This window comes from Floccifex porci (assembly GCF_009696175.1).
GTDB lineage: Bacteria > Bacillota_I > Bacilli_A > Erysipelotrichales > Erysipelotrichaceae > Floccifex > Floccifex porci.
In genome coordinates this window covers 65,659-86,806 of sequence record NZ_VUMM01000001.1, presented here as the reverse complement: position 1 = coordinate 86,806, position 21,148 = coordinate 65,659, and the positions used below count along the sequence as shown (strand labels likewise).

The 21,148-nt window shown below is 33.3% G+C and carries 22 protein-coding genes, 1 tRNA gene and 1 other annotated feature; of the genes, 3 read left to right on the top strand and 20 right to left on the bottom strand.

What is annotated here, in order from left to right; genetic code table 11:
• Nucleotides 1–58: 58 nt before the first annotated feature.
• The 5 genes from alaS to mnmA form a co-directional block, all read right to left on the bottom strand.
• Nucleotides 59–2,683: an alanine--tRNA ligase gene (gene alaS, locus FYJ50_RS00345; protein ID WP_154459051.1), complete on the bottom strand. Its 2,625-nt coding sequence runs from the start codon at nt 2,681–2,683 to the stop codon at nt 59–61.
• Nucleotides 2,684–2,713: 30 nt separating this feature from the next.
• Nucleotides 2,714–2,899: a binding site (T-box leader), on the bottom strand.
• A 41-nt stretch (nt 2,900–2,940) separates the two neighbouring features.
• The gene (locus tag FYJ50_RS00340; protein WP_154459050.1) at nt 2,941–4,104 is read right to left on the bottom strand and encodes a cation diffusion facilitator family transporter; all 1,164 of its coding nucleotides are present in this window, start codon (nt 4,102–4,104) and stop codon (nt 2,941–2,943) included.
• An 82-nt stretch (nt 4,105–4,186) separates the two neighbouring features.
• Entirely contained in the window at nt 4,187–4,597 is a 411-nt protein-coding gene (locus FYJ50_RS00335; protein WP_154459049.1) for a peptide deformylase, read from the bottom strand.
• Nucleotides 4,590–6,695, bottom strand: coding sequence for an SF1B family DNA helicase RecD2 (gene recD2, locus FYJ50_RS00330; RefSeq protein WP_154459048.1), 2,106 nt, complete (start codon nt 6,693–6,695; stop codon nt 4,590–4,592). Before recD2 ends, FYJ50_RS00335 begins: the two co-directional genes overlap by 8 nt.
• Entirely contained in the window at nt 6,682–7,848 is a 1,167-nt protein-coding gene (gene mnmA / locus FYJ50_RS00325) for a tRNA 2-thiouridine(34) synthase MnmA (protein ID WP_154459047.1), read from the bottom strand. Before mnmA ends, recD2 begins: the two co-directional genes overlap by 14 nt.
• 94 nt (nt 7,849–7,942) lie before the next feature.
• On the opposite strand from mnmA, the gene FYJ50_RS00320 reads away from it, so the two are divergent.
• Nucleotides 7,943–8,029 (top strand) — tRNA-Leu (locus FYJ50_RS00320).
• 119 nt (nt 8,030–8,148) lie between these two features.
• Here the strand turns inward: FYJ50_RS00320 and FYJ50_RS10690 are convergent.
• The 10 genes from FYJ50_RS10690 to gap all read right to left on the bottom strand — a co-directional run bounded on the left by FYJ50_RS10690 (nt 8,149) and on the right by gap (nt 13,640).
• Nucleotides 8,149–8,274 (bottom strand): hypothetical protein, encoded by a 126-nt coding sequence (locus FYJ50_RS10690; RefSeq protein WP_268891850.1) that lies wholly within the window; start codon nt 8,272–8,274, stop codon nt 8,149–8,151.
• A gap of 55 nt (nt 8,275–8,329) precedes the next feature.
• Nucleotides 8,330–8,878 carry a transcription termination/antitermination protein NusG gene (gene nusG, locus FYJ50_RS00315; RefSeq protein ID WP_154459046.1) on the bottom strand — a complete coding sequence of 183 codons (549 nt, stop codon included), beginning with the start codon at nt 8,876–8,878 and terminating at the stop codon, nt 8,330–8,332.
• Between the two features lie 8 nt (nt 8,879–8,886).
• Entirely contained in the window at nt 8,887–9,093 is a 207-nt protein-coding gene (gene secE / locus FYJ50_RS00310; RefSeq protein WP_154459045.1) for a preprotein translocase subunit SecE, read from the bottom strand.
• 8 nt (nt 9,094–9,101) lie between these two features.
• Complete coding sequence (gene rpmG, locus FYJ50_RS00305; protein ID WP_154459044.1) at nt 9,102–9,251, bottom strand: 50S ribosomal protein L33; 150 nt, start codon at nt 9,249–9,251, stop codon at nt 9,102–9,104.
• 38 nt (nt 9,252–9,289) lie between these two features.
• Nucleotides 9,290–9,892, bottom strand: a complete 603-nt coding sequence (locus FYJ50_RS00300) for a sigma-70 RNA polymerase sigma factor region 4 domain-containing protein (protein WP_154459043.1) — start codon at nt 9,890–9,892, stop codon at nt 9,290–9,292.
• A gap of 19 nt (nt 9,893–9,911) precedes the next feature.
• Nucleotides 9,912–10,625, bottom strand: coding sequence for a 23S rRNA (guanosine(2251)-2'-O)-methyltransferase RlmB (gene rlmB / locus FYJ50_RS00295; protein ID WP_154459042.1), 714 nt, complete (start codon nt 10,623–10,625; stop codon nt 9,912–9,914).
• Complete coding sequence (locus FYJ50_RS00290; RefSeq protein WP_154459041.1) at nt 10,622–11,008, bottom strand: Mini-ribonuclease 3; 387 nt, start codon at nt 11,006–11,008, stop codon at nt 10,622–10,624. The genes rlmB and FYJ50_RS00290 overlap by 4 nt, the downstream gene beginning before the upstream one ends.
• Nucleotides 11,008–12,342, bottom strand: a complete 1,335-nt coding sequence (cysS, locus tag FYJ50_RS00285; protein WP_154459040.1) for a cysteine--tRNA ligase — start codon at nt 12,340–12,342, stop codon at nt 11,008–11,010. The genes FYJ50_RS00290 and cysS overlap by 1 nt, the downstream gene beginning before the upstream one ends.
• A gap of 13 nt (nt 12,343–12,355) precedes the next feature.
• Entirely contained in the window at nt 12,356–12,520 is a 165-nt protein-coding gene (locus FYJ50_RS10450) for a hypothetical protein (protein WP_205946354.1), read from the bottom strand.
• A 106-nt stretch (nt 12,521–12,626) separates the two neighbouring features.
• Nucleotides 12,627–13,640, bottom strand: a complete 1,014-nt coding sequence (gene gap / locus FYJ50_RS00280) for a type I glyceraldehyde-3-phosphate dehydrogenase (protein ID WP_154459039.1) — start codon at nt 13,638–13,640, stop codon at nt 12,627–12,629.
• Nucleotides 13,641–13,764: 124 nt separating this feature from the next.
• Here gap and FYJ50_RS00275 point away from each other — a divergent pair, with 124 nt between their 5' ends.
• Both FYJ50_RS00275 and FYJ50_RS00270 read left to right on the top strand, forming a co-directional pair.
• Complete coding sequence (locus tag FYJ50_RS00275) at nt 13,765–14,262, top strand: Lrp/AsnC family transcriptional regulator (RefSeq protein ID WP_154459038.1); 498 nt, start codon at nt 13,765–13,767, stop codon at nt 14,260–14,262.
• Nucleotides 14,259–15,419, top strand: a complete 1,161-nt coding sequence (locus FYJ50_RS00270; protein WP_154459037.1) for a pyridoxal phosphate-dependent aminotransferase — start codon at nt 14,259–14,261, stop codon at nt 15,417–15,419. Before FYJ50_RS00275 ends, FYJ50_RS00270 begins: the two co-directional genes overlap by 4 nt.
• A gap of 26 nt (nt 15,420–15,445) precedes the next feature.
• Here the strand turns inward: FYJ50_RS00270 and FYJ50_RS00265 are convergent, their stop codons facing one another.
• From FYJ50_RS00265 to FYJ50_RS00250, 5 genes are all read right to left on the bottom strand, one after another.
• Nucleotides 15,446–15,814, bottom strand: coding sequence for an RpnC/YadD family protein (locus FYJ50_RS00265; RefSeq protein ID WP_154459036.1), 369 nt, complete (start codon nt 15,812–15,814; stop codon nt 15,446–15,448).
• A gap of 128 nt (nt 15,815–15,942) precedes the next feature.
• Entirely contained in the window at nt 15,943–16,212 is a 270-nt protein-coding gene (locus tag FYJ50_RS00260; RefSeq protein ID WP_205946353.1) for a PD-(D/E)XK nuclease family transposase, read from the bottom strand.
• A gap of 245 nt (nt 16,213–16,457) precedes the next feature.
• Entirely contained in the window at nt 16,458–18,395 is a 1,938-nt protein-coding gene (locus tag FYJ50_RS00255; protein WP_154459034.1) for a hypothetical protein, read from the bottom strand.
• Between the two features lie 536 nt (nt 18,396–18,931).
• Nucleotides 18,932–19,063, bottom strand: a complete 132-nt coding sequence (locus FYJ50_RS10685) for a hypothetical protein (protein WP_268891849.1) — start codon at nt 19,061–19,063, stop codon at nt 18,932–18,934.
• Nucleotides 19,064–19,432: 369 nt separating this feature from the next.
• Nucleotides 19,433–21,136, bottom strand: coding sequence for a phospho-sugar mutase (locus FYJ50_RS00250; protein ID WP_154459033.1), 1,704 nt, complete (start codon nt 21,134–21,136; stop codon nt 19,433–19,435).
• Nucleotides 21,137–21,148: the final 12 nt, after the last annotated feature.

Sequence of the window (21,148 nt, the reverse complement as noted above, 5' to 3'; positions counted from 1 at the left end):
TACTATTATACAAAATAAAAGACAAAAATGAAAGAAATTTCACCTTTGTCTTCACTTTTTATAGATTTGAAAGCGCTTCTTTGACTGTTTGGATGGCCTGATCTACTTTTGTGACATCTTTTCCACCTGCTTGAGCCATATCTGGTTTTCCACCCCCATTACCCGAACAGATTTGAGCCGCTTGTTTTACCAGCTGTCCTGCATGGACACCTTTCTGGATAGCTGTTTTTCCAGCACCAGATACGAACACAATCTTATCTCCATTAACATTTACAAAGAAACAGACAGAATTATCATCTTTTCCTTTAATATTGGATACCACATCTTTTAATGCTTTTCCATCCATACCTTCTACTTTTTTAATATAGGCATTCAATGTACCAATATTGATTTTTTCTTCGATCCACTGGTTAGCTTTCAAAGAGAAAATCTGATTTTTTAAATCATCAATTTCTTTATTTAAAGATTTGATTTGATCGTATGCATTCTGTACCTTTTCATCAATATTTTTAATTCCTTTTGATTTAGCACTGTTTGCGATATTTTCTAACATTTTATGTTCTTTTGCGATTTCTTTATAAGCTTCCATTCCTGTTTTTGCAGTAATACGTCTTGAATCAGAACCTATGCTTTCTTCCGAAATAATCTTGCAGATTCCAATTTCAGCTGTATTTTCTACATGACATCCAGCACAGAATTCTTTTGATACATCTCCCATAGAAACAACACGAACAAAGTCACCATATTTTTCATTAAACAAAGACATTGCACCAGTCTTTTTGGCTTCTTCAATTGGCATTACTTCTTTTGTGACAGTGTAAGAATCTGAAATATACTGATTGACAATAGCTTCTACCTGTGCCAGCTGTTCATTTGTGATTTTTTCATAATGAGAAAAGTCAAAACGTAAATATTCATCACATACATAAGACCCAGCCTGATGAATGTGTGATCCAACTACTTTTTGTAAAGCAGCCTGCAGCAGATGTGTACAAGAATGATTGGCAGTTGTTTTTGCACGAAGTTTTGTATCAACATAACAAATTAATTCCATACCTGAAGTCAAGATACCATCCTGAACCTGTACTGTATGCAAATGCTGTTTATTAGGTGCTTTTTGTACATCCACTACATTTACCAGGACACCATCGCTTTTCATCCATCCTTTGTCACAGACCTGACCACCACTTTCTGCATAGAAACAAGTCTGATCTAAAATTACCTGTCCTTCCCCACTTAATGTATCGACTTTATGTCCATCTTTAAATAAGGCAATCACTTTTGCTTTGCAGGATAAATTGTTGTATCCGATAAACTCAGACGGTTCAACAAAAGCCATCAGTTCTTCATTCTGTTTTGAAAAAGACTCCTGAGTATTTCGAGCATTACGAGCTCTTTCTTTTTGCTGATTCATCTGGTAATCAAATTCTTCACGATTGACTTCTAATCCTCTTTCAGCTGCGATTTCCTGTGTCAATTCAAATGGGAATCCATATGTATCATATAATTTAAAGACCACTTCTCCACTTAATTTTCCATCGGCTTTATTCATTTCTTCATCCAGTAAAGATTGTCCATTCTTTAATGTTTTTCTAAATGTTTCTTCCTCGATTTTAATCAGCTTCTGGTTAAATTCTACATGTTCCTGTAAATATGGATAGAAATCTTTCATATTATCCGCTACAACAGGAACCAGTTTATATAAGAAAGGTTCATCCAATCCCAGTTTTAATCCAAATCGAGCGGCCCTTCTTAATACTCGACGCAATACATATCCTCTACCACTGTTTGAAAAATTGGCTCCATCACTTAAAGCAAATGTAATGGTACGAACGTGGTCAGCAATGACACGATATGCCATTTTATATTCTCCCTGATATGGATATTTTGCCATATCCTGAGTTGCATAAATAATTGGTAGGAATAAATCGGTATCAAAGTTGGTTTCCCCATCCTGAATCAAAGCAACCAGACGTTCCAGTCCCATTCCTGTATCAATATTTTTCTGAGGTAGTTCTTTATATTCTTTACGATCAATTTCAGGATCGCAATCGTATTGTGAAAAAACGACATTCCATACTTCAACGTATCGATCGTTTTCCATTTCTTCGAAAAATAATTTTTCTCCCAATCCTTCTGGATCGTATTTTTCACCACGATCAAAGAAAATCTCACTATCAGGTCCACCAGGTCCTTTTCCGATTTCCCAGAAGTTTTCTTTCGTTTTTAAAATATGACTAGGATTCACTTTACATTTTTCTGTCCAGATGCGATAAGCATCTTCATCATCAACATAGACAGTAATATATAAACGTTCTTTATCGATTCCCATCCATTCTTCACTTGTTAAAAATTCCCATGCGAATGGAATGGCTTCTTCTTTAAAATAATCTCCAATAGAAAAATTTCCCAGCATTTCAAAGAATGTATGATGTCTTGCCGTGCGCCCTACATTTTCAATATCATTTGTACGGATACTTTTCTGCGCATTGGCAATACGATTGCATCTTGGTTTTTGAGAACCATCAAAATATTTCTTTAAAGCCGCAACCCCTGCATTGATCCATAATAAAGTCGGATCGTTATTAGGAATTAAAGATGCGCCAGGTTCAATCATATGTCCTTTACTTTTAAAGAAATCCAAAAACATCTGTCGAACCTGATTTCCTGTTAATTGTTTCATTTTCTTTCCTCCATAAAAAAAACGTTCCCATCTAGGAACGTAAAAATACGCGGTACCATCCTAGTTCACCATTGCTGGTGCACCTTTCATTCGAATATCGCCGAATTACGTTTTCACTCCAAAGCAGCTTCAACTTATACCATCCAGAAGTTTTCACCTGACACTTCCTCTCTAAATTCAGAATATAAATCTACTTATCTTTTTCTTCGTGAACGTATATATATTAACATTCAAAATTTCAAATTTCAAATAAAATTTCAGGCAAATGGATGATCAATCGTTATCACAAGGTATATAATTTTATCTACATGCATATGAGCCAATATTTCTTCTTCAATTTCCTGTTTTGTCCTTTTATCTTCAAATGGAATGACCAGATCAAAAACCAGATTGGTATGAGTAGGTCCAGATACAATACGGAAATCATGAAAATGCCAGTTTTCATTGCACTCTTCAAGTGCATTTTTTAAAACCTTTCTATAATAATCCGTTTCTGGATCGTTAACTTTAACAGGATCCATATGAAGAACTAAAGAAACGTTATATTTTTCTTTGATAGCTCGTTCAATATTGTCTACATGATCGTGGATTTCAAATATATCCTCATCACTGTTAACTTCCACATGTGCACTGGCAAACTGTTTATCGGGTCCATAATCATGCAATATAAAATCATGGACTCCTAAAATTTTTGAATCGGATAGGATATCATCTACGATTTCTTTCACAAAATTTTCATCTGGAGCCGTTCCAATCAGCGTATTGATGACATCTTTTAATAAACCATAGGCATTGTATAAAATAATGATCGAAACGATCACTCCCATATACCCATCTAAATTAAAATGAAGGACAGGAGACAAAACAGTCGAAACCAATACCGCACTGGTTCCCATTACATCGGATATGGAATCTAAAGCTGTTGCATGAAGCAGACTGGATTCATATTTTTTTGACAACGACTGATTGTAGCTATACATCCACAATTTAACCAGAATGGAAATCAATAAAATCAGAATTGTCACCCATCGAAAATCAATTTCCTGGGGATGAATAATTTTAATGAAACTTTCTTTTGCCATTTCAATTCCCAGAAAAACAATTATCAGACCAACGAATAAAGAAGCTATAAATTCAGTTCTCTGATGCCCATAGGGATGATCTTTGTCTGCAGGTTTATTTGATAAATGAAACGATACAATGGAAATAATATTGGATCCAGCATCCGTTAAATTGTTGATCGCATCGGCCTGAATGGAAACCGATCTGACTAACACTCCAATAATAAATTTAATCGTAAATAAAAATACGTTATTGCATATACCAATCCATCCGCAAAATCTTCCCACTGCACTTCTCACAGCTGGATTTTTTGTGTCTTTTGCATTTTTCACAAATTTATTCAATAAAAAAGAAATCATATTCTCACCTTCTATATGTTAGATGAGTATATCATTTCTTTTCCTTTCTTTTCAAATAAAATCAGGTAGTTGAATATAACCTTTATATGATAATTCCTTCCAGATGATCCATTTCATGCTGAATAATTTGAGCACTCATATCACTAAATACCTGTATATGTTTTTTAAATTGGGTATCAAAATACTGTACCGTAATTTTTCTATAGCGTGTCGTTTTTCGAGAACCTACTAAAGATAAGCATTCTTCCATTGTCTGATAAGGATCTTCTTTCTTTAACAGTTTAGGATTGATCATAACAACTGGTATAAATCCAGCATCAACAATGATCATACGTTTTGAATATCCAATCATATTCGCTGCCAGTCCAACACAACTTTTTTTATGAAAAGATAAAGTATCCATTAGATCTTTGGCTATTGGAATATCTTTTTTTGTACAGACTTCACTTTTAATAGATAAAAAAAATTCATCTTTTACAATTGGTTTAATCATATATTTCACCTAATCTTTCTTTTAATGAAGTTTGACGGATTCGTTTTTGAATCATACGAACCTGTCTTTTAAATACATTCGCATTTCCAATGATATATAAATGATGTTTTGCACGAGATATAGCTGTATAAATCAATCTTTTTTCTAACATATAAATCGATTGTACATCACAAATAAAAACAACATTATCGTATTCACTTCCCTGTGATTTATGTATAGAAATACAATAGGCATGTGTTAAATAATAGAGAAAATCATGATCAAAACAAACTACATTGTTTCCAAAATCAACTTCAACGATATTCATTTCTTTTGTTTTTTCTATATGAACAATCGTTCCAATATCCCCATTGTATACATCTTCATCCGCCATATTCTTTAGAAGCATAACTTTATCTCTTTCACGAAAAATAATCGTTCCTACTTTCAGTTCTTTCTTATAGGCTGCCTTTGGATTTTTTAACTGCTGTATCATTTGATTAATAGCATCAATACCACAGCTTCCTTTGTACATGGGTGCAAGGATCTGTACCTCCTGCTGACTGGCAATACGTTTAATTTCTTCTAAAATCTCATTATTGTTTTTTTCAATAAAAGTCACTCCATCTTCAAATCTGCATAAACCTTCTTCTCGAATTTCTTTTGCCAGTGTAACAATACCCGATCCATGTTCTTGTCGATAAATGCGATTCAGATGAACAACAGGAAGAATTTCTGAATCAATTAAATCCTCAAATACTTTTCCTGGTCCAACACTTTCCAGCTGATTTTCATCTCCAATCAACAAAATACGACAATGAAGTGGTAAAGCTTTCATCAATTGAGCAAACAGATGTGTATCGACCATACTGAATTCATCTACGATCAGAAAATCACATTCTATTTTATTCTTTTCATCTTTTCCAAACGTATTGGAATGCAGATCCCATTGTAATAAAGAATGAATGGTTCTTGAATCACAATCCGACAATTGAGTTAGTCGTTTTGATGCCCTGCCTGTTGGTGCACACAATTGAATCGTTGATTGAGGAAAGATCTGTTTACATAATCTTAAAATACCTCTAACAATTGTTGTTTTACCAGTTCCTGGTCCCCCATTGATAATGGAAATAGAGTGATTAAAAAATGAAGAAACCGCATCAACCTGCTTCGTGTCATATTCGATATTCAATGAAAATTCCACTTCTCTCAATTTTATTTTCAAAATTTCTTCTTCCACAGGTTCAACTTTAAATATATGATCTTTTATTCCCTTTGAAACAACGATTTCATCACTTAATAGTTGAAATGGATAATACTTATTTTTTTCATTTTGTAGATAACCATCGTCAATCAGGCGAATTAAGCAATTTTTCACCTGTTCTTCGGATAAAACTTTTACATTTTCAAATATATTTTCAAAAGTAATGTAAGTATTGCCATAGCTCATAACCAGTTCACGACACAAATTACAGATATAGGCATCCTGTCTTCTCGTATCCATTGCCTGCATCTGAAGCATATTTGCGATCTGAACACTGGTTTTATATCCAAATCCATTCACTTCATAAAAGGGCTGAAAACAATTCTTTTCAATGACCTCTAATGGATTTTCATATTGTTTTTCAAGCAGTTCAATTTTATGATCACTTAATCCATATTTCATTAACTGTATATAGGATTCATTAAAACTCGAAAACTCCTGTATGCCTTCCTGGATGATCTTTCTTTTTTTCGCATTTAAAGAAGAAACCTGATTCAATATAGAAGCATCTTTACTGATTTGTTCCAGACAGTTATCTCCCAGTGTCTGATAAATATCCGTCGCAGTTTTTTTACCGATTCCACTAAATTTATCACTGCATAAAAAACGAATGATCTGTTTTTCATTCGTTGGTAATTTTTTTATGGCTGTCTGAATCTGAAACTGCATTCCATATTTAGGATGAACTATATATTGTCCTGTTAAATTGTATTCAATATCTTCCTGTACATCACGTATAGTTCCTGCAGCTGTAAAAGTATGATATGTTTTCGTTTCACTGAAAAGAGCAACCGCATAATGGTTCTGTTCGTTTTCATAAATAATTGTATCCAGTATAGCATCAATGCTTTCCATTTAATTTCTCCTTATAGGTCATAAGTATTTTTTCATTCAGATCCACATCATCTATAAAAACCTGTTCAATGACTCCTCCACCCATACATATATTTCCATCATAGAAAACCGCTTCCTGCCCGCATGTAACCGAAGCAATTTTTTGAGGATATGACAAAATAACCGTTTTAGGATCAATATATTTTAAATATACGTCCTGATCGGGCTGACGATATCTGAACTTAGCTGTACATTTTCCAGGAATATTGTAATCCTGCGGTAAAATCCAGTTTACATCTTTTACTATACAGGATGTCGAATAAAGCCATTCCTTTTTTGTCTGATGACATACAAATAATATATTCTTTTTAACATCTTTTCCTACTACAAACCAGGGACCTGCTGCATGATCAATATTTAATCCTTTTCTTTGTCCAATGGTGTAATAGAGTACACCTATATGTTCCCCTACAACTTTACCAGTATCGATATCTACAATCTTTCCCTCTTTTGAAGGAAGATAATTGGTTAAGAATTTACGAAAATCTCTTTCTCCAATAAAACAGATTCCGGTACTGTCTTTTTTTGTTGCAACACTTTCTAAATTTAGATCCAAAGCATATTTTCGAACTTGTGGCTTGATTAAATTCCCTAATGGAAACATCGTTTTTTGAATCGCTTCTTTATTGACCTGGCATAAAAAATAAGTCTGATCTTTATTTGTATCTTTTGCACGTGTCAGATAGTTAAACCCATCAATATTGGTCGTAGAAGCATAATGACCCGTAGCCACTATATCAAAACCATTGTCCTTTGCATAATTAAAGAAGGAATCAAATTTAATATATTTGTTGCATAATATATCTGGATTTGGAGTTCTTCCTTTTTCATATTCATTTAAAAAAGTCTGAAATACATGATCCCAATACTCTTTAATAAAATCCACTCGTAATAACTGCAGACCTAAATGCTTAGCAACCGCTAATGCATCCATATAGTCCTGTTCCTGTGGACAAGTGTCCTCTAAAATCGTAGGGTTTCCTTCGATGTCATTATTCGCATAGGAATCCCAATTTCTCATAAAACAGCACGTTACGTCATATCCTTGTTCCTTTAATAAATAGGCAGCAATGGCTGAATCCACTCCTCCACTTAATCCAACTAATATTTTCATGTTGACATCCTCCGTTTTCTATTATAACACATTTTACTTTTTTTAAACTTTCTCTTGAAAAAGAATATAAATTTGTATATAATAATCAAGCAATGCCCTGGTGGTGAAACTGGTAGACGCAGTGGACTCAAAATCCACCGGTAGCGATACCGTGCCGGTTCGAGTCCGGCCTGGGGCACCATTCGAATTTAAAAGACCATTTAGTAATTTAAATGGTCTTTTTTTACTCTTCCTTAATACAAATAGTGATCCATATAGAAATATGAGTTTTTAATGAATCCTATTTTTTATTTCTGTTTTTTATTCATGATTTTCTTCCTTAAAACCAATTCTTTTTAATATATCGCATGATAAATCTTTTTCACTTCCATAACTAAATTCTGGTATATAATCAACTGGAATTTCTAAAAATTTACATAAAATCAAAGTATCATAACTTTTTTAAAAAAGAGAAATGACATTCATCATTTCTCCATTAAATTTATTCTTCTATCTTTTTTAAATCTATATAAGGGATTTCCGTTGGTGTTTCACGACCAAACAGAATCAGTAATACAGTAGCTTCTTTCTTTTCATCATCCATTGCTTCAACGGTTCCTTCTGAACCTTCAAAAGCTCCATTCAAAATGGTTACCGTATCCCCAATTTCAAAATCTACCTGTACATTTAAGTCCTGTCTTCCTAAGCGACGCAATACCGCATCCACTTCTTCCTGTGCTACAGGGAATGGTTTAGCCCCTTTCCCACTGGAACCAATAAATCCTGTTACTCCAGGTGTATTACGAACAACATACCAAGCTTCATCTGTCATGATCATTTGTACCAGCAAGTATCCGGAAAATAGATTTCTAACTTTTTCAACAGGTTTTCCATTTTTATATTCAATTTCTTTTTCTTCCGCAACAACAACCTGAAATAAAGAATCTTCCAGTCCCATTGTTTTAACACGACGTTCCAGATTGTTTTTGACATTATTTTCCTGTCCAGCGTATGTATTTACCACATACCATTCTTTTTTTAGTTCTGACATGTATCCTCCTATGCTTTAATAATTAAATTAAGTAAACCAGAAGCAGCTAATTCACAAATAAAGAAATATACTCCAAATAACAGTGTAAATAAAATAACCAGTCCACTGGATTTTAAAAGAGCTGTAAATCCAGGCCATTCCACTGTTTTTAATTCACGAATAATTCCTTTTGGAGAATACACTCTATCTTTCTTTGCTTTTTTTTCCTTTGCCATAATGTACCTCACTTTGTTTCTTTATGCAAAGTATGTTTTCCACACTTTGGACAATATTTTTTAATTTCTAATCGCTCTAAATGCGTTTTTTTATTTTTTTCAGTTGTATAGTTTCTTGATAAACATTCTGTACATGTTAAAATTACTTTATCTGCCATATGAATCTCCTATAACCAATTTAATTTATCACTATATTTTATTCTTTGTCAATCTGATTTAACCAAATTTTTATTTTTTTAATATGATAACGTATAGCCGCCTGTGATAAAGAAAGATTTTGAGCAATTTGAGATACACGTACATTCTGTTGTTTTAAAATAAAGATCGTATAATCCAGTTCATTTAATTCTTTTTTTGCTTTTTCAAAAATATGTTCTTTCTGGATTTTACCCATCACATAATCATGAACCAGACATGCACACGGATTGCTGATAATATTTCCATATTCTTCATCTGAATCTTCTTTTATTTTTGAATCTAAAGACACAGTTAAATTCGCATATGGAAATGTTTTTTTTGAAAAAGTTCGAAACAGATCAATCATACGATTCTGTAGAACATGAAGATAAAACTTTGTAAAACTGTTATGATAATCAAATCGATAATTTGATAAACAATCAATTAAAGTACAATCACTGATTGAATAATATTCATCTATTGTGTAATAATTTTTGAATGTGTAACTGAATTTTTCATAAAATAATTTAGTCACTGCCGGTCGATAATATTCAATTAAAAAAGGCAAAGAATCTTCATCTTTTATAAAATAATAATAAATCCATTCATTTATATTTACCATAATCGCTCCTTAAGCGAAATTACAGAGGATTTCTTTGATTATAAATCTCATACAATAAAATTCCACAGGCTACACTGGCATTTAAAGACTGTATCTGTCCTGCCATTGGAAGAGTGACCATATAATCACACTGTTTTTTTACAATCGGACTGATTCCTTTTCCTTCGTTTCCAATAACTAATACAGTTGGCAGATCATACATTCCTTCACGATAATCTCTGGCATGATCTAGATCCGTTCCTACAATCCAGTATCCTCTGGTTTTTAAATCTTTTAGAGTCTGATTCATATTAGTAACAATGGATACAGGAATTGTATAGCAGGCTCCTGTACTGGCTTTAATTGCTGCTGGTGTCAGTCCAGCACTGTTGTGTTTACAAAGAATCAGACCATTTACTCCAGCACAATCACATGTTCTTAAAATAGCTCCCACATTATGAGGATCCTGAATCCCATCTAAAGCAACCAGCAGTCCTGGATTTTTTGTTTTCTGGATCAGTTCATCAATCGAATATGTGGGAATTTCTTTCACCTGACATACGATTCCCTGATGATTTTCATGTTTTGTCATCTGATCCAGTCTTTGTTTGGAACAGACTTCATAATCACAATTTAATTCTTTTAATGATTTCCATATTCTCTGATCCTGTAAACCTTTTAAAATATAGACTTTTTCAATCGCATCTGGATCGTTTTTTAATTGAGAGTAAACATTTTTACCATATACAATCATATTGTTTCTCCTATTTTCAATATAAAGTTCAAACAATCCTTTAGCCGTTCATCGTGCTTATATAAATATAAATATCCTAATAATGCTTCTAAAGAAGTTGCTTTTAAATAAGTCTGTCCATCTGCATTTTTTGCTTTCGAATGAATCGAAGCATTTCTGCCACGATTTAATATTTCTTTTTCATCCTCATTAAAAAAATCCAATGCAGACATTTTTTCAAGAATACTGGCCTGTCCTTTTGCACTACAGATGCGACTGCTTTTCTTTTGCAGTGTATTAGGCTTCTGATATCCTTTTTTTAAAAGATCTTCACGCACTGCCAGACTCATTATAGCATCACCAATCCAGGCAAGGCTTGTCGCATTTTCTGTAACTATTTCCATTAGATAATTCCTTTTTCCTGTAAAGTTAAACGATATTGATCCGCAGTTATAAAGTCTTTTTCTTTTACAGCCTTTCTCCAGGCAGTATACATTTCTTTATCCTGTTCAGTTAATTTCAATGGTTCAAATTCAATTCCCAATACATAAAGTTCTCTTTCCAGAGTATATACCAGTTTTGATATCTGATCAAAATCAACTGGTCTTTTACGAATGTTCTGATTGATGCTTTTAACTGTATCCAATACAGTAGTAATTGCATTTGGTGTATTCAAATCATCATTTAAGGCATCGATAAAAGATTTCCATAAATCATCATCCAATTGATTTCCTCTTTGAATATTTGCCAATTCCATCTGCAGACAAGCCTGTTTATAAGCATTTTGAATTTTATTTAATTCTTTAATGGCTACATCAAAGACTTCATCAGTTAAATTCATCAAGGCTCTATATTGAACAGAAATCATAACCCAGCGAACGACATTTCCACCAAATTGTGCAATTAAATCTTTTGCCCATCGTACATTTCCTAATGATTTTGACATTTTTGTACCATCAATGTTGATCATTCCATTATGTACCCATGTATTGGCAAGACGAGTATGATTGCAAGCCTGACATTGTGCCATTTCATTTTCATGATGTGGGAATTTTAGATCCAGCCCTCCTCCATGAATATCGATTAAATCGGTTTTAAAAACGTCCTGAATCATAACTACACATTCTGTATGCCATCCTGGTCTTCCTTTTGACCATGGTGAATCCCACTGAATTCCTTTATCTGTCTGTTTCCATAAAGTAAAATCTAAAGGATTTTCTTTTTTTGAATTTTCATCAATTCGTGCTCCTACCATCAGATCATCCATTTTCTGATGAGATAATTCTCCATAAATTGGATCACTTTCAATACGGAAATATACATCTCCGTCCACCTGATAGGCGGCTCCTTTTTGAATCAGTTCCTCAATAAATGAAATAATTTTATCCATTGTTTCGGTTACTCTAGGTGCTACATCTGGTAAATCTGCATGCAGCCCAGTACGTACTTCATTGTATGCTTTTATATATTTATCTGTAATTTCTTTTTCACTTACATTGTTTTCAATTGCCGCATTAATAATTTTGTCATCAACATCTGTATAATTGCTGACAAAAGTAACATTATATCCTTGCACCTGAAGTGCTTTTTTTAATGTATCAAATACGACAATAGGCCGGGCATTCCCGATATGTGGATAATTGTAAACCGTAGGTCCACAAACGTACATAGAAATTTTATTATCCTGAATTGGTTTTAATGGCTCAATTTTTTGAGAATAACTGTTATATAACTTCATAAAATCCTCTTTTCTAATCATAATCTTTCATCTGTAGAGTCAGATCCTTGAATTGTTCTAATAACTCTTCATCAATTCCCTGGTCTCTCATCTGTTCTAAATATACTTTATCTAAATCGTCAACATCCTTTGTTAATTCGTCTCGATCCTTATTTGATAATTGTGTTCGAATTGCCATAAATGTATCCTTTCAATCGTATAATTAGAATACATGAATTACCTGTTAATTTCAAGAATGCGAAAAAAAAAGACATCTGTTAAAGATGTCTTTTCTCATTAAATTCTTATCCTAATTCAGCAAAGTATTTAATTGTACGAACCATCTGGCTAGTGTATGAGTTTTCGTTGTCATACCAAGAAACAACCTGTACATGAGTGTTTCCATCAGCCATTTCATGAGCCATTGTTTGAGTAGCATCAAATAATGATCCATAACGGATTCCGATGATGTCACTAGATACTAATTGTTCTTCAGTGTATCCGAATGATTCAGTTGAAGCAGCTTTCATAGCAGCATTGATTTCGTCAACTGTAACTTTTCCTTCAACAACAGCTACTAAAATAGTTGTAGATCCTGTTGGAGTTGGAACACGTTGAGCAGATCCAATTAATTTTCCGTTTAATTCAGGAATAACTAAACCGATAGCTTTTGCAGCACCTGTTGAGTTAGGTACGATATTAACTGCAGCAGCACGAGAACGACGTAAGTCACCTTTACGTTGTGGACCATCTAATGTCATTTGGTCACCAGTGTAAGCATGAACTGTAGTCATGATTCCTGATTGAATTGGAGCTAATTTGTTTAATGCATTAGCCATAGGTGCTAAACAGTTTGTAGTACATGAAGCAGCAGAAATAATTGTATCTTCTGGAGTTAATGTTTCATGGTTAACATTGTAAACGATTGTTGGTAAGTCGTTTCCTGCAGGTGCAGAAATAACAACTTTACGAGCTCCTGCATCGATATGAGCTTGAGCTTTAGCTTTTGAAGTATAGAATCCTGTACATTCTAATACAACGTCTACACCTAATTCACCCCAAGGTAATTCAGCAGCGTTAGCTTTTGCATAGATAGTAATTTCTTTACCATCAACTGTGATTGAGCTTTCTCCAGCTGATACTTTGTCAGCAAATTTGTATGTTCCTTGGCTTGAGTCATACTTTAATAAATGAGCTAACATTTTAGGGCTAGTTAAGTCATTAATAGCAACAACTTCATACCCTTCTGCATCGAACATTTGACGGAATGCTAAACGTCCAATACGTCCAAAACCATTAATTGCAACTTTTACTGTCATTTCAGTAAATCCTCCTTTAAAATTCTATTTAATTATAAAATCAGTACTGAAATTTGTCAATAAATACGTATAGTTTAGATTCTTTCTTAGTTTTATGCTAGAATAAATACCAGGGAGGTTTTGTATGAATCATAATAAAATTTTAGAACTTCTAGAAAATGATGCGCGTTTAAGTGTACAAGATTTAGCTGATATTTTAAATGAAGATAAAGAAGATATCCAGTCTTCAATCAAACAAATGGAAGATGAAAAAATTATTTGCGGATATCATACTGTCATAAATTATAATAGAGCCTTTAGAAATCGTATGATCCTAGCTTTCATTGAAGTGAGCTGTACACCACAAAGAAATAAAGGATATGATCAGACAGCCACAATGATAGCTAAATACCCTGAAGTTTCTAATATGTATTTATTAAGTGGAGATTGTGATTTTTTATGTCTTGTTGAAGGAAAAACGATGTTTGAAGTGGCTCGTTTTGTTTCGGATAAAATTGCATGTGTTGAAAATGTGATTTCAACCAAAACTTTATTTGTTTTAAAAGAATATAAGAAAAGTGGAATTGTCATGATTGATAGCGTGGATGACAATACAGCCGATCGACTGATTGTTACACCATGACAAAAGAAATATCTAAAACAGTTAAGGAATTAAAGCCAAGTGGAATTCGAAAATTTTTCGATTTAGCCAATGAAATCGAAGGAGTTATTTCTTTAGGTGTTGGTGAACCAGACTTCGATACTCCCTGGCACATTTGCGAAAATGCTATACACGCTATCTCACATGGAAAAACACACTATACAGCTAATCGTGGCTTATTGGAATTAAGAAAAGCTATTAGCGAATTCCATTCTTTAAGATATGGACAGCACTATGATCCTGAAAATGAAATTATTGTAACAGTAGGTGGTTCAGAAGGTATCGATATCGCCATGCGTACCTTAATTGATCCAGGAGATGAAGTCATTTGTATGGATCCTAATTATGTTGCTTATGCACCAGCTGTGCAATTAGCAGGTGGAAAAGTCGTAACGATAGAATTAAAAGAAGAAAATGATTTTAAATTGTTACCAGATGATTTAAAAAAAGTGATTACAGATAAAACAAAGGCTATGATCATCAACTTTCCAAGCAATCCAACTGGTGGAGTCATGACTTATGAAGACTACGAAAAACTGGTTCCTATACTTAAAGAATCGGGCATTTTTATTGTTTCAGATGAAATCTATGCAGAATTAAGCTACGACCAGCCTTTTTCTTCTTTAGCTCAATTTGATGAAGTAAAAGATCAGGTTATAGTCATTAATGGATTCTCTAAAGCATTCGCAATGACTGGCTGGCGTTTGGGTTATTTACTTTCAAATAAAAATATTTCCCAGGCTATGAACAAAATTCATCAATATGTCATCATGTGTGCGCCTGTTGCTGCCCAATATGCAGCTATTGAGGCATTGGCTCATGGAATGAACGACGTGGTAAAAATGCGTAACGATTATTTAAATCGTCGTAATTTACTGGTTCAAAGATTAAACCGAATGGGGTTAACATGTAACATGCCTCATGGAACTTTTTATGTATTCCCTTCTATTAAAAAGACGGGACTTACCAGTGAAGAATTCTGTGCAAAGCTATTAGAGGAAGAAAAAGTAGCCTGTGTTCCTGGTAATGCATTTGGAGAATGTGGTGAAGGATTTATTCGAATTTCCTATGCTTATTCATTGGATCATATTAAACAAGCCTGCGATCGTATAGAACATTTTTTAAAAAATTATCTATAAAAAAATCCGTTTGATGACGGATTTTTTTATACTTTAATGCTTGACAATAATTCTTTAACAGAATCTATACTGCAGTTTAAAATCTGGGAAATCGTTTCCAGACTGAATCCCATTTTTGTCATATTCACAGCCAGAGAAATCTTTTCTTCTCGCTGTCCTTCACATTTTCCTTCTAGTATTCCTTCAAGCCTTCCTTGGGCTCTTTCACTTTTCGCAAATTCTTCCAGCAGTTCACACATTTCCTGTTTCTCCTTTTCTCTTGTCTTTATTTTTCGAACCGATTCTCTTAATTCTTCAATAACCATTTTCTGATAGTCACTGCATGAAAAATCATGCATTAAATATCCTAACTCATCCTGGTTTCGATACTGACCATTGACATAATACAGATTCATGCGATCTTTAAAAGGACAATGATTCAATTCTTTTATAGTTCTTTGAATATGATATACAGGATATCCTTTATGGTAATAGTCTTCTTCGGTAATAAAAAGAATATGAATATTTCGAATCTCATCAAATTTTATGTTTTTTTGGCATATTCTACATCCAGGACGCTGGCATAATATCGAAGTCTTTCTACAGGTGCTTTCTTTGCACTTCTTTCCACTTCAATATCATAAATGTTTCCATCTGTATCCTCAATCACAATATCTGGGATGATAGATCGAGACAGAATCTGTTTCATGTCTTTTTGAATTTCATATTTTCGGATTTTAATATCGGTTCGATTCAATAAAATATTCAGTATCCTTTGTACAAGTTCTTTATTGTCTTTAAACAGGATACGCATAAATATATCATCAAAGGGTCGTAACCTTTCAATAATATCAAGATACTTTTTATTCTCCACCGCGGGCATTGTGCTATATGATTCATATCGAAATTCTCTCTTTCTATTTATTATATACGTATTTAAAATCACTTTTGACAGTACAAATTGAATTTTTTTACATATCAGAATCGATCATCTTAATGATACTAAAAAAGGATAGAATTTTTAAATCCACCCTTTTTATAGACAATAATTTTTAATCATTATTTACGTTTTTTTAGAATAGCTAATATACCTGATAAAGATAATGCAGAAATAGCTGTTGAAATATAAAGTTTTGCATTTGTTTGGACACTTGTATTTGTTTTCTTTTTACTGTTGTCTTTTTTTGTTTCTTCGACTTTTTTATAATATACATTGATTTCTTTATTTTCATCAATGAAATCAAATATTAATGAATTTTCTTCTGCTTTCTCTTCATCTAAAGACATCTGTGCAATTTGCTGATCATGACTGTAATCACTTCCCAGTGATTTTACTTCTGTTTTTACATAAGTATATCCATCAATCTTGATCTTATCATATGATGTTGCATCAAATTCCAAACCATATTCAATAGGATTACTACTGTAAGAATCTTTTAATACTTTATTGGTTCCCATTTCTAAGTAATTAACTTTCACTGTATAATTTAATGTATGAGCTGCTTTTAAGGCAAGAATCTGATTTTCTCTTGATGAATCATAATGTTCAATATATTTTTCATTTCCATCCACATTCCAACGCGTAAACACTTCTTTCTGGTCCATCACATTGTATCCGTCATAATACCAGTCATCAATAGTATCTGTACAGTCATCTAATATCCAATTCGAACCAACTGAATCAAAGGTAATCTTTCCAGTAGAGTAAATATCATCTCCTGCAATAGGAGCATGGTTATTATACAATTGAATATTTGAAGGTAGAATTGCACTTCCATTAATATTAATTCCACCACCATAACCTAATTTTTCTGCAAAGTTATGCATAATCGTAACATTTGCACTGGATTCAATTGTAAGTGTATTTCCTTTCTGATAAATGCCGGATCCATTGTTTCCTGTAATGTTCAATGTACAGTTCTGAATCTTTGATTCTCCTGCAATATAAAATGCTCCTGGAATCGTCCATTTACTGCAGATTGAACATTTGTTGTTCTTAATATCCACTGTCGATTCATTATCAATATTTAATGTACCTGTAACATGAATTCCATTGGCACCATTGTTGCTTCCACTTACATAAGAATCATTAATGAATAGAGTGGATGCAGACAATCCATGTGATCCATTTCCATCAAATTTAACATTTGAATTATTTTTGATATCAAAATTACTTCCATTTGAACCATTTCCTAAACTATTAATAACATTAACTATACTATTATCAATCGTTGCATAGAAAGTTCCTGTAAATCCCGAACGACAATGATTGGATGTGAATGTGGAATTTATTATATTTACATTATATCCTCCATCTCCTCCATCCCATTCCAATGCATCCTGACCATAATTTTGAATAGTTAAATTTGAATTGTTTAAATTTAATTTGTTGTTGCTACAGAAATATATGGCATGTTTATTCGCATTTCCACCATCTAAAGTCATTGTTGTATTGTTTAGTGTTAAAGATGAATTTTTGCTGGCACAGATTGTCATCCAGTTCCATTCAGCTGTATATGGAGTAGAACCAATATTGTTCATTGTCAATACGGCATTATTAAAAGTTAAGGATTTACCCCATAAAGCAATACCATATTTTGTAAATGTAATGGTATGTCCCTGTCCATCAATAATCAGATTTTTATTTAAATTCAGCCCTTCTGTATTTACATTCTTTAATAGTAAAATTGTTTGTCCATCTTCAGCAGCCAATACAGCCTCATCTAAAGTTTCATATTCTGTATCCTCTATTTTACAGACAGCCTCAATCGGATCTTCCTCCAGCAGCATAACTTCTTTTTCCAAAGTTTCTTCATCTACCTGTTTTTGTGGATCCTCATCCAATTTTGGATTCACTTGCGTTTCTTCCTGCAAAATTTCTTCATCATTTTTTTCTATTACTGGATCTTTGATCTGATCATCAGCCAGTACAATCTGACTAATACCAGAAACCACTAATGTACCTGATAATAGAAAAGCTGTCAGTTTTCCTTTCATATTTACCCTCCTTGACTTGATATAAATATTATAATTCTTTCGGTATTAATCACAAGCCAGTAAACATTATTATCAATTTTAATGTAATTTTTATCTATTTATGAAAATATCATAAAAAAACTTTTTGAATATTAAAATTTGGATGAGGTAAAATTAAGTCTTTAAAATTATGTGTTTTTCATTTTTTAATGTCTGCCCTCCAAATTCTTTTGAGGTGATATTAAAACGTAATGTGACCTTTTTTAGAAAACTTAAGATCTATACTCATATATACAAAAAAAGTTGTGATAAAAAGCTCTCTTAATGCATTTATTCACAACTTTTTATATACTGTGTCCATGAAAAGGAAAAGGCAGGAAACAAACCCACGTGATTGCACCCACAAAGTTTATTTCCCCCTCAACATCTATTAAGATACTTTATTTTGCTTCCCCAATCAAAAGCTTTAATCATTCAAACTATCGTAAAACAGTCTTCTCTATTATGGAAAGACCCTTTGTCTGTCCCAAGTGTGAAGAACGAGATCATCCATTCATTTATAACAGTAAAGCAGGATTATATGACCACGAAGGACGAAAAGTACAAGGTCCATGATCGAGAATCACAACCGCATCATCAAATGCATCAAGAACAATGCCAACGGATATACCAACTGGTTCCGCTTCCAAAATCGGATTCTCTATGTACTCCGTCCAGAAGTCACGTTTTATCTGGAGCCAAAAGAAATTCCATGGAAGAAAAAGAAGGAAGTTTCGTAAGCACAGAAAAGATCAGCAACTCTGCAGGGATGCAACGGCAAAAGATACTGTGCAACCATACGAAAAGGATTACCATCACATTATAAGGTGGTCATTTTTCCTTTTCGGTGGTGCTACCGCAAGAAAATCCTGGGGTAGTCACTTGTGGTGCAGGGGTAAAGTCCCTGAAAACAGAGAAAAGCCGAGTATTTCAACCCGACTTTCTGTCTGTTCTAAAAGCGTTTGAGGTTTTCTTTCTCCTCATGAAATATTATATAGTTCTTCAAGCACCTTTTCTAATTAATTTGTGCCTGTTAATTCTGCAATTGCTTTCTGGTAATTCAAAGTTTTCGCATGTGCATCTTCTTTTGAATCCCCTTTAATACAATAGTAGAATTTAATTTTAGGTTCTGTTCCAGAAGGACGAGCAGCAATCCAGCTTCCATCTTCCAGATAGTATTTCAATACATCGGATTTAGTAAATCCAGTTAATTCTTTAACTGTATCTCCTTCTTTGATTGTACATTCTTTATAGTCTTCTGATTTTACAACTGGTGTACCACCAATTTCTTTTGGAGAATTTTCTCTTAAATCAGCCAAAATCTGTTTAATACGTTTTGCTCCCGCTTCACCGCTTAATGAAATTGCAACCTGACTTTCTTCGTATGTACCATTTCTTTCATATAAACCATCCAATACATCACATAAGTCTTTTCCCTGTGCTTTGTAATAAGCAGCTGCTTCTGCTAGCATTAAGCAAGCCTGAGGTGCATCTTTATCTCTAACAAATGGACAGATTAAAGAACCATAAGATTCTTCATATCCAAATACATAATTCTTTTCATGAGTGACTTCGTATTTTGCAACTTTTTCACCAATGAATTTAAATCCTGTTAATGTTTTTTCAGTTTCAACCCCATAATTTGCTGCTGTTTTTTCACCTAAATCACTTGTAACAACAGTATTGAACATAACTGGATTTTCAGGCATTTTATTCTGTGCCTGTAATTGAGACAGAATGTATTCAATTAATACTGCACCAGACTGATTTCCTGTCATAACAACGTATTCACCATTGTGTTTGACTCCTACACCCATACGGTCAGCATCTGGATCACAAACTAATATAACATCTGCATCATTTTCTTTAGCATATTTTAAAGCCAGTTCATAAGCTCCAGCCTGTTCTGGATTTGGAGTCGGTGTATTTGAAAAATCAGGATCAGGAGAACATTGTTCCACAACAGGAATGCAATTGTATCCTGCACGTTTATAAACTTCCTGAACTGGAATATTCGCTGTACCATGTTCTGGTGAGAATACAATTTTAATATCTTTGTTTACATCTGGATTTAATTGAATGCTCAATACATTTTTATAGTATTCTTCATCCACTTCTTTTCCAATGACGGTAATCAATTCTTTTTGCTGTTCTGTACAATTGGCATCAATTGCAAGTTCATCTTCAATGGCATTTACACGATCAATTACCTGAGAAGCCAAACAAGGAATCAACTGACATCCTTTGTCATCATAAAGTTTGTATCCATTGTATTCTTTTGGATTGTGACTGGCAGTAATCATAATTCCACCAAAACATCCTAAATGACGAACCGCAAAACTTAATTCTGGTGTAGGACGTAAAGATTCAAATACATAGGATTTAATATTGTTTTTTGCTAATAAATTGGCACAATCAAATGCTAATTCCTGAGACATATGACGATTGTCATAACCAATAGCAATTCCTTTTTCACAGGCTTCTTTCCCAGCATGAATGATAAAATCGGAATATCCCTGTGTAGCTTTACGAATCGTATGAATGTTGATACGGTTTGTACCAGGTCCCAAAATACCTCTCATCCCCGCTGTACCAAATTCAATTAATGTGTAGAATGCATCATTTTTTTCATCTGCACTCATGTTAGCCAGATCATCCTTATAACGCGCATCTAAATTTGGATGATTGACCCATTTTTCATATCTTTCATCAACTAAAGACATTTTTATATCCTC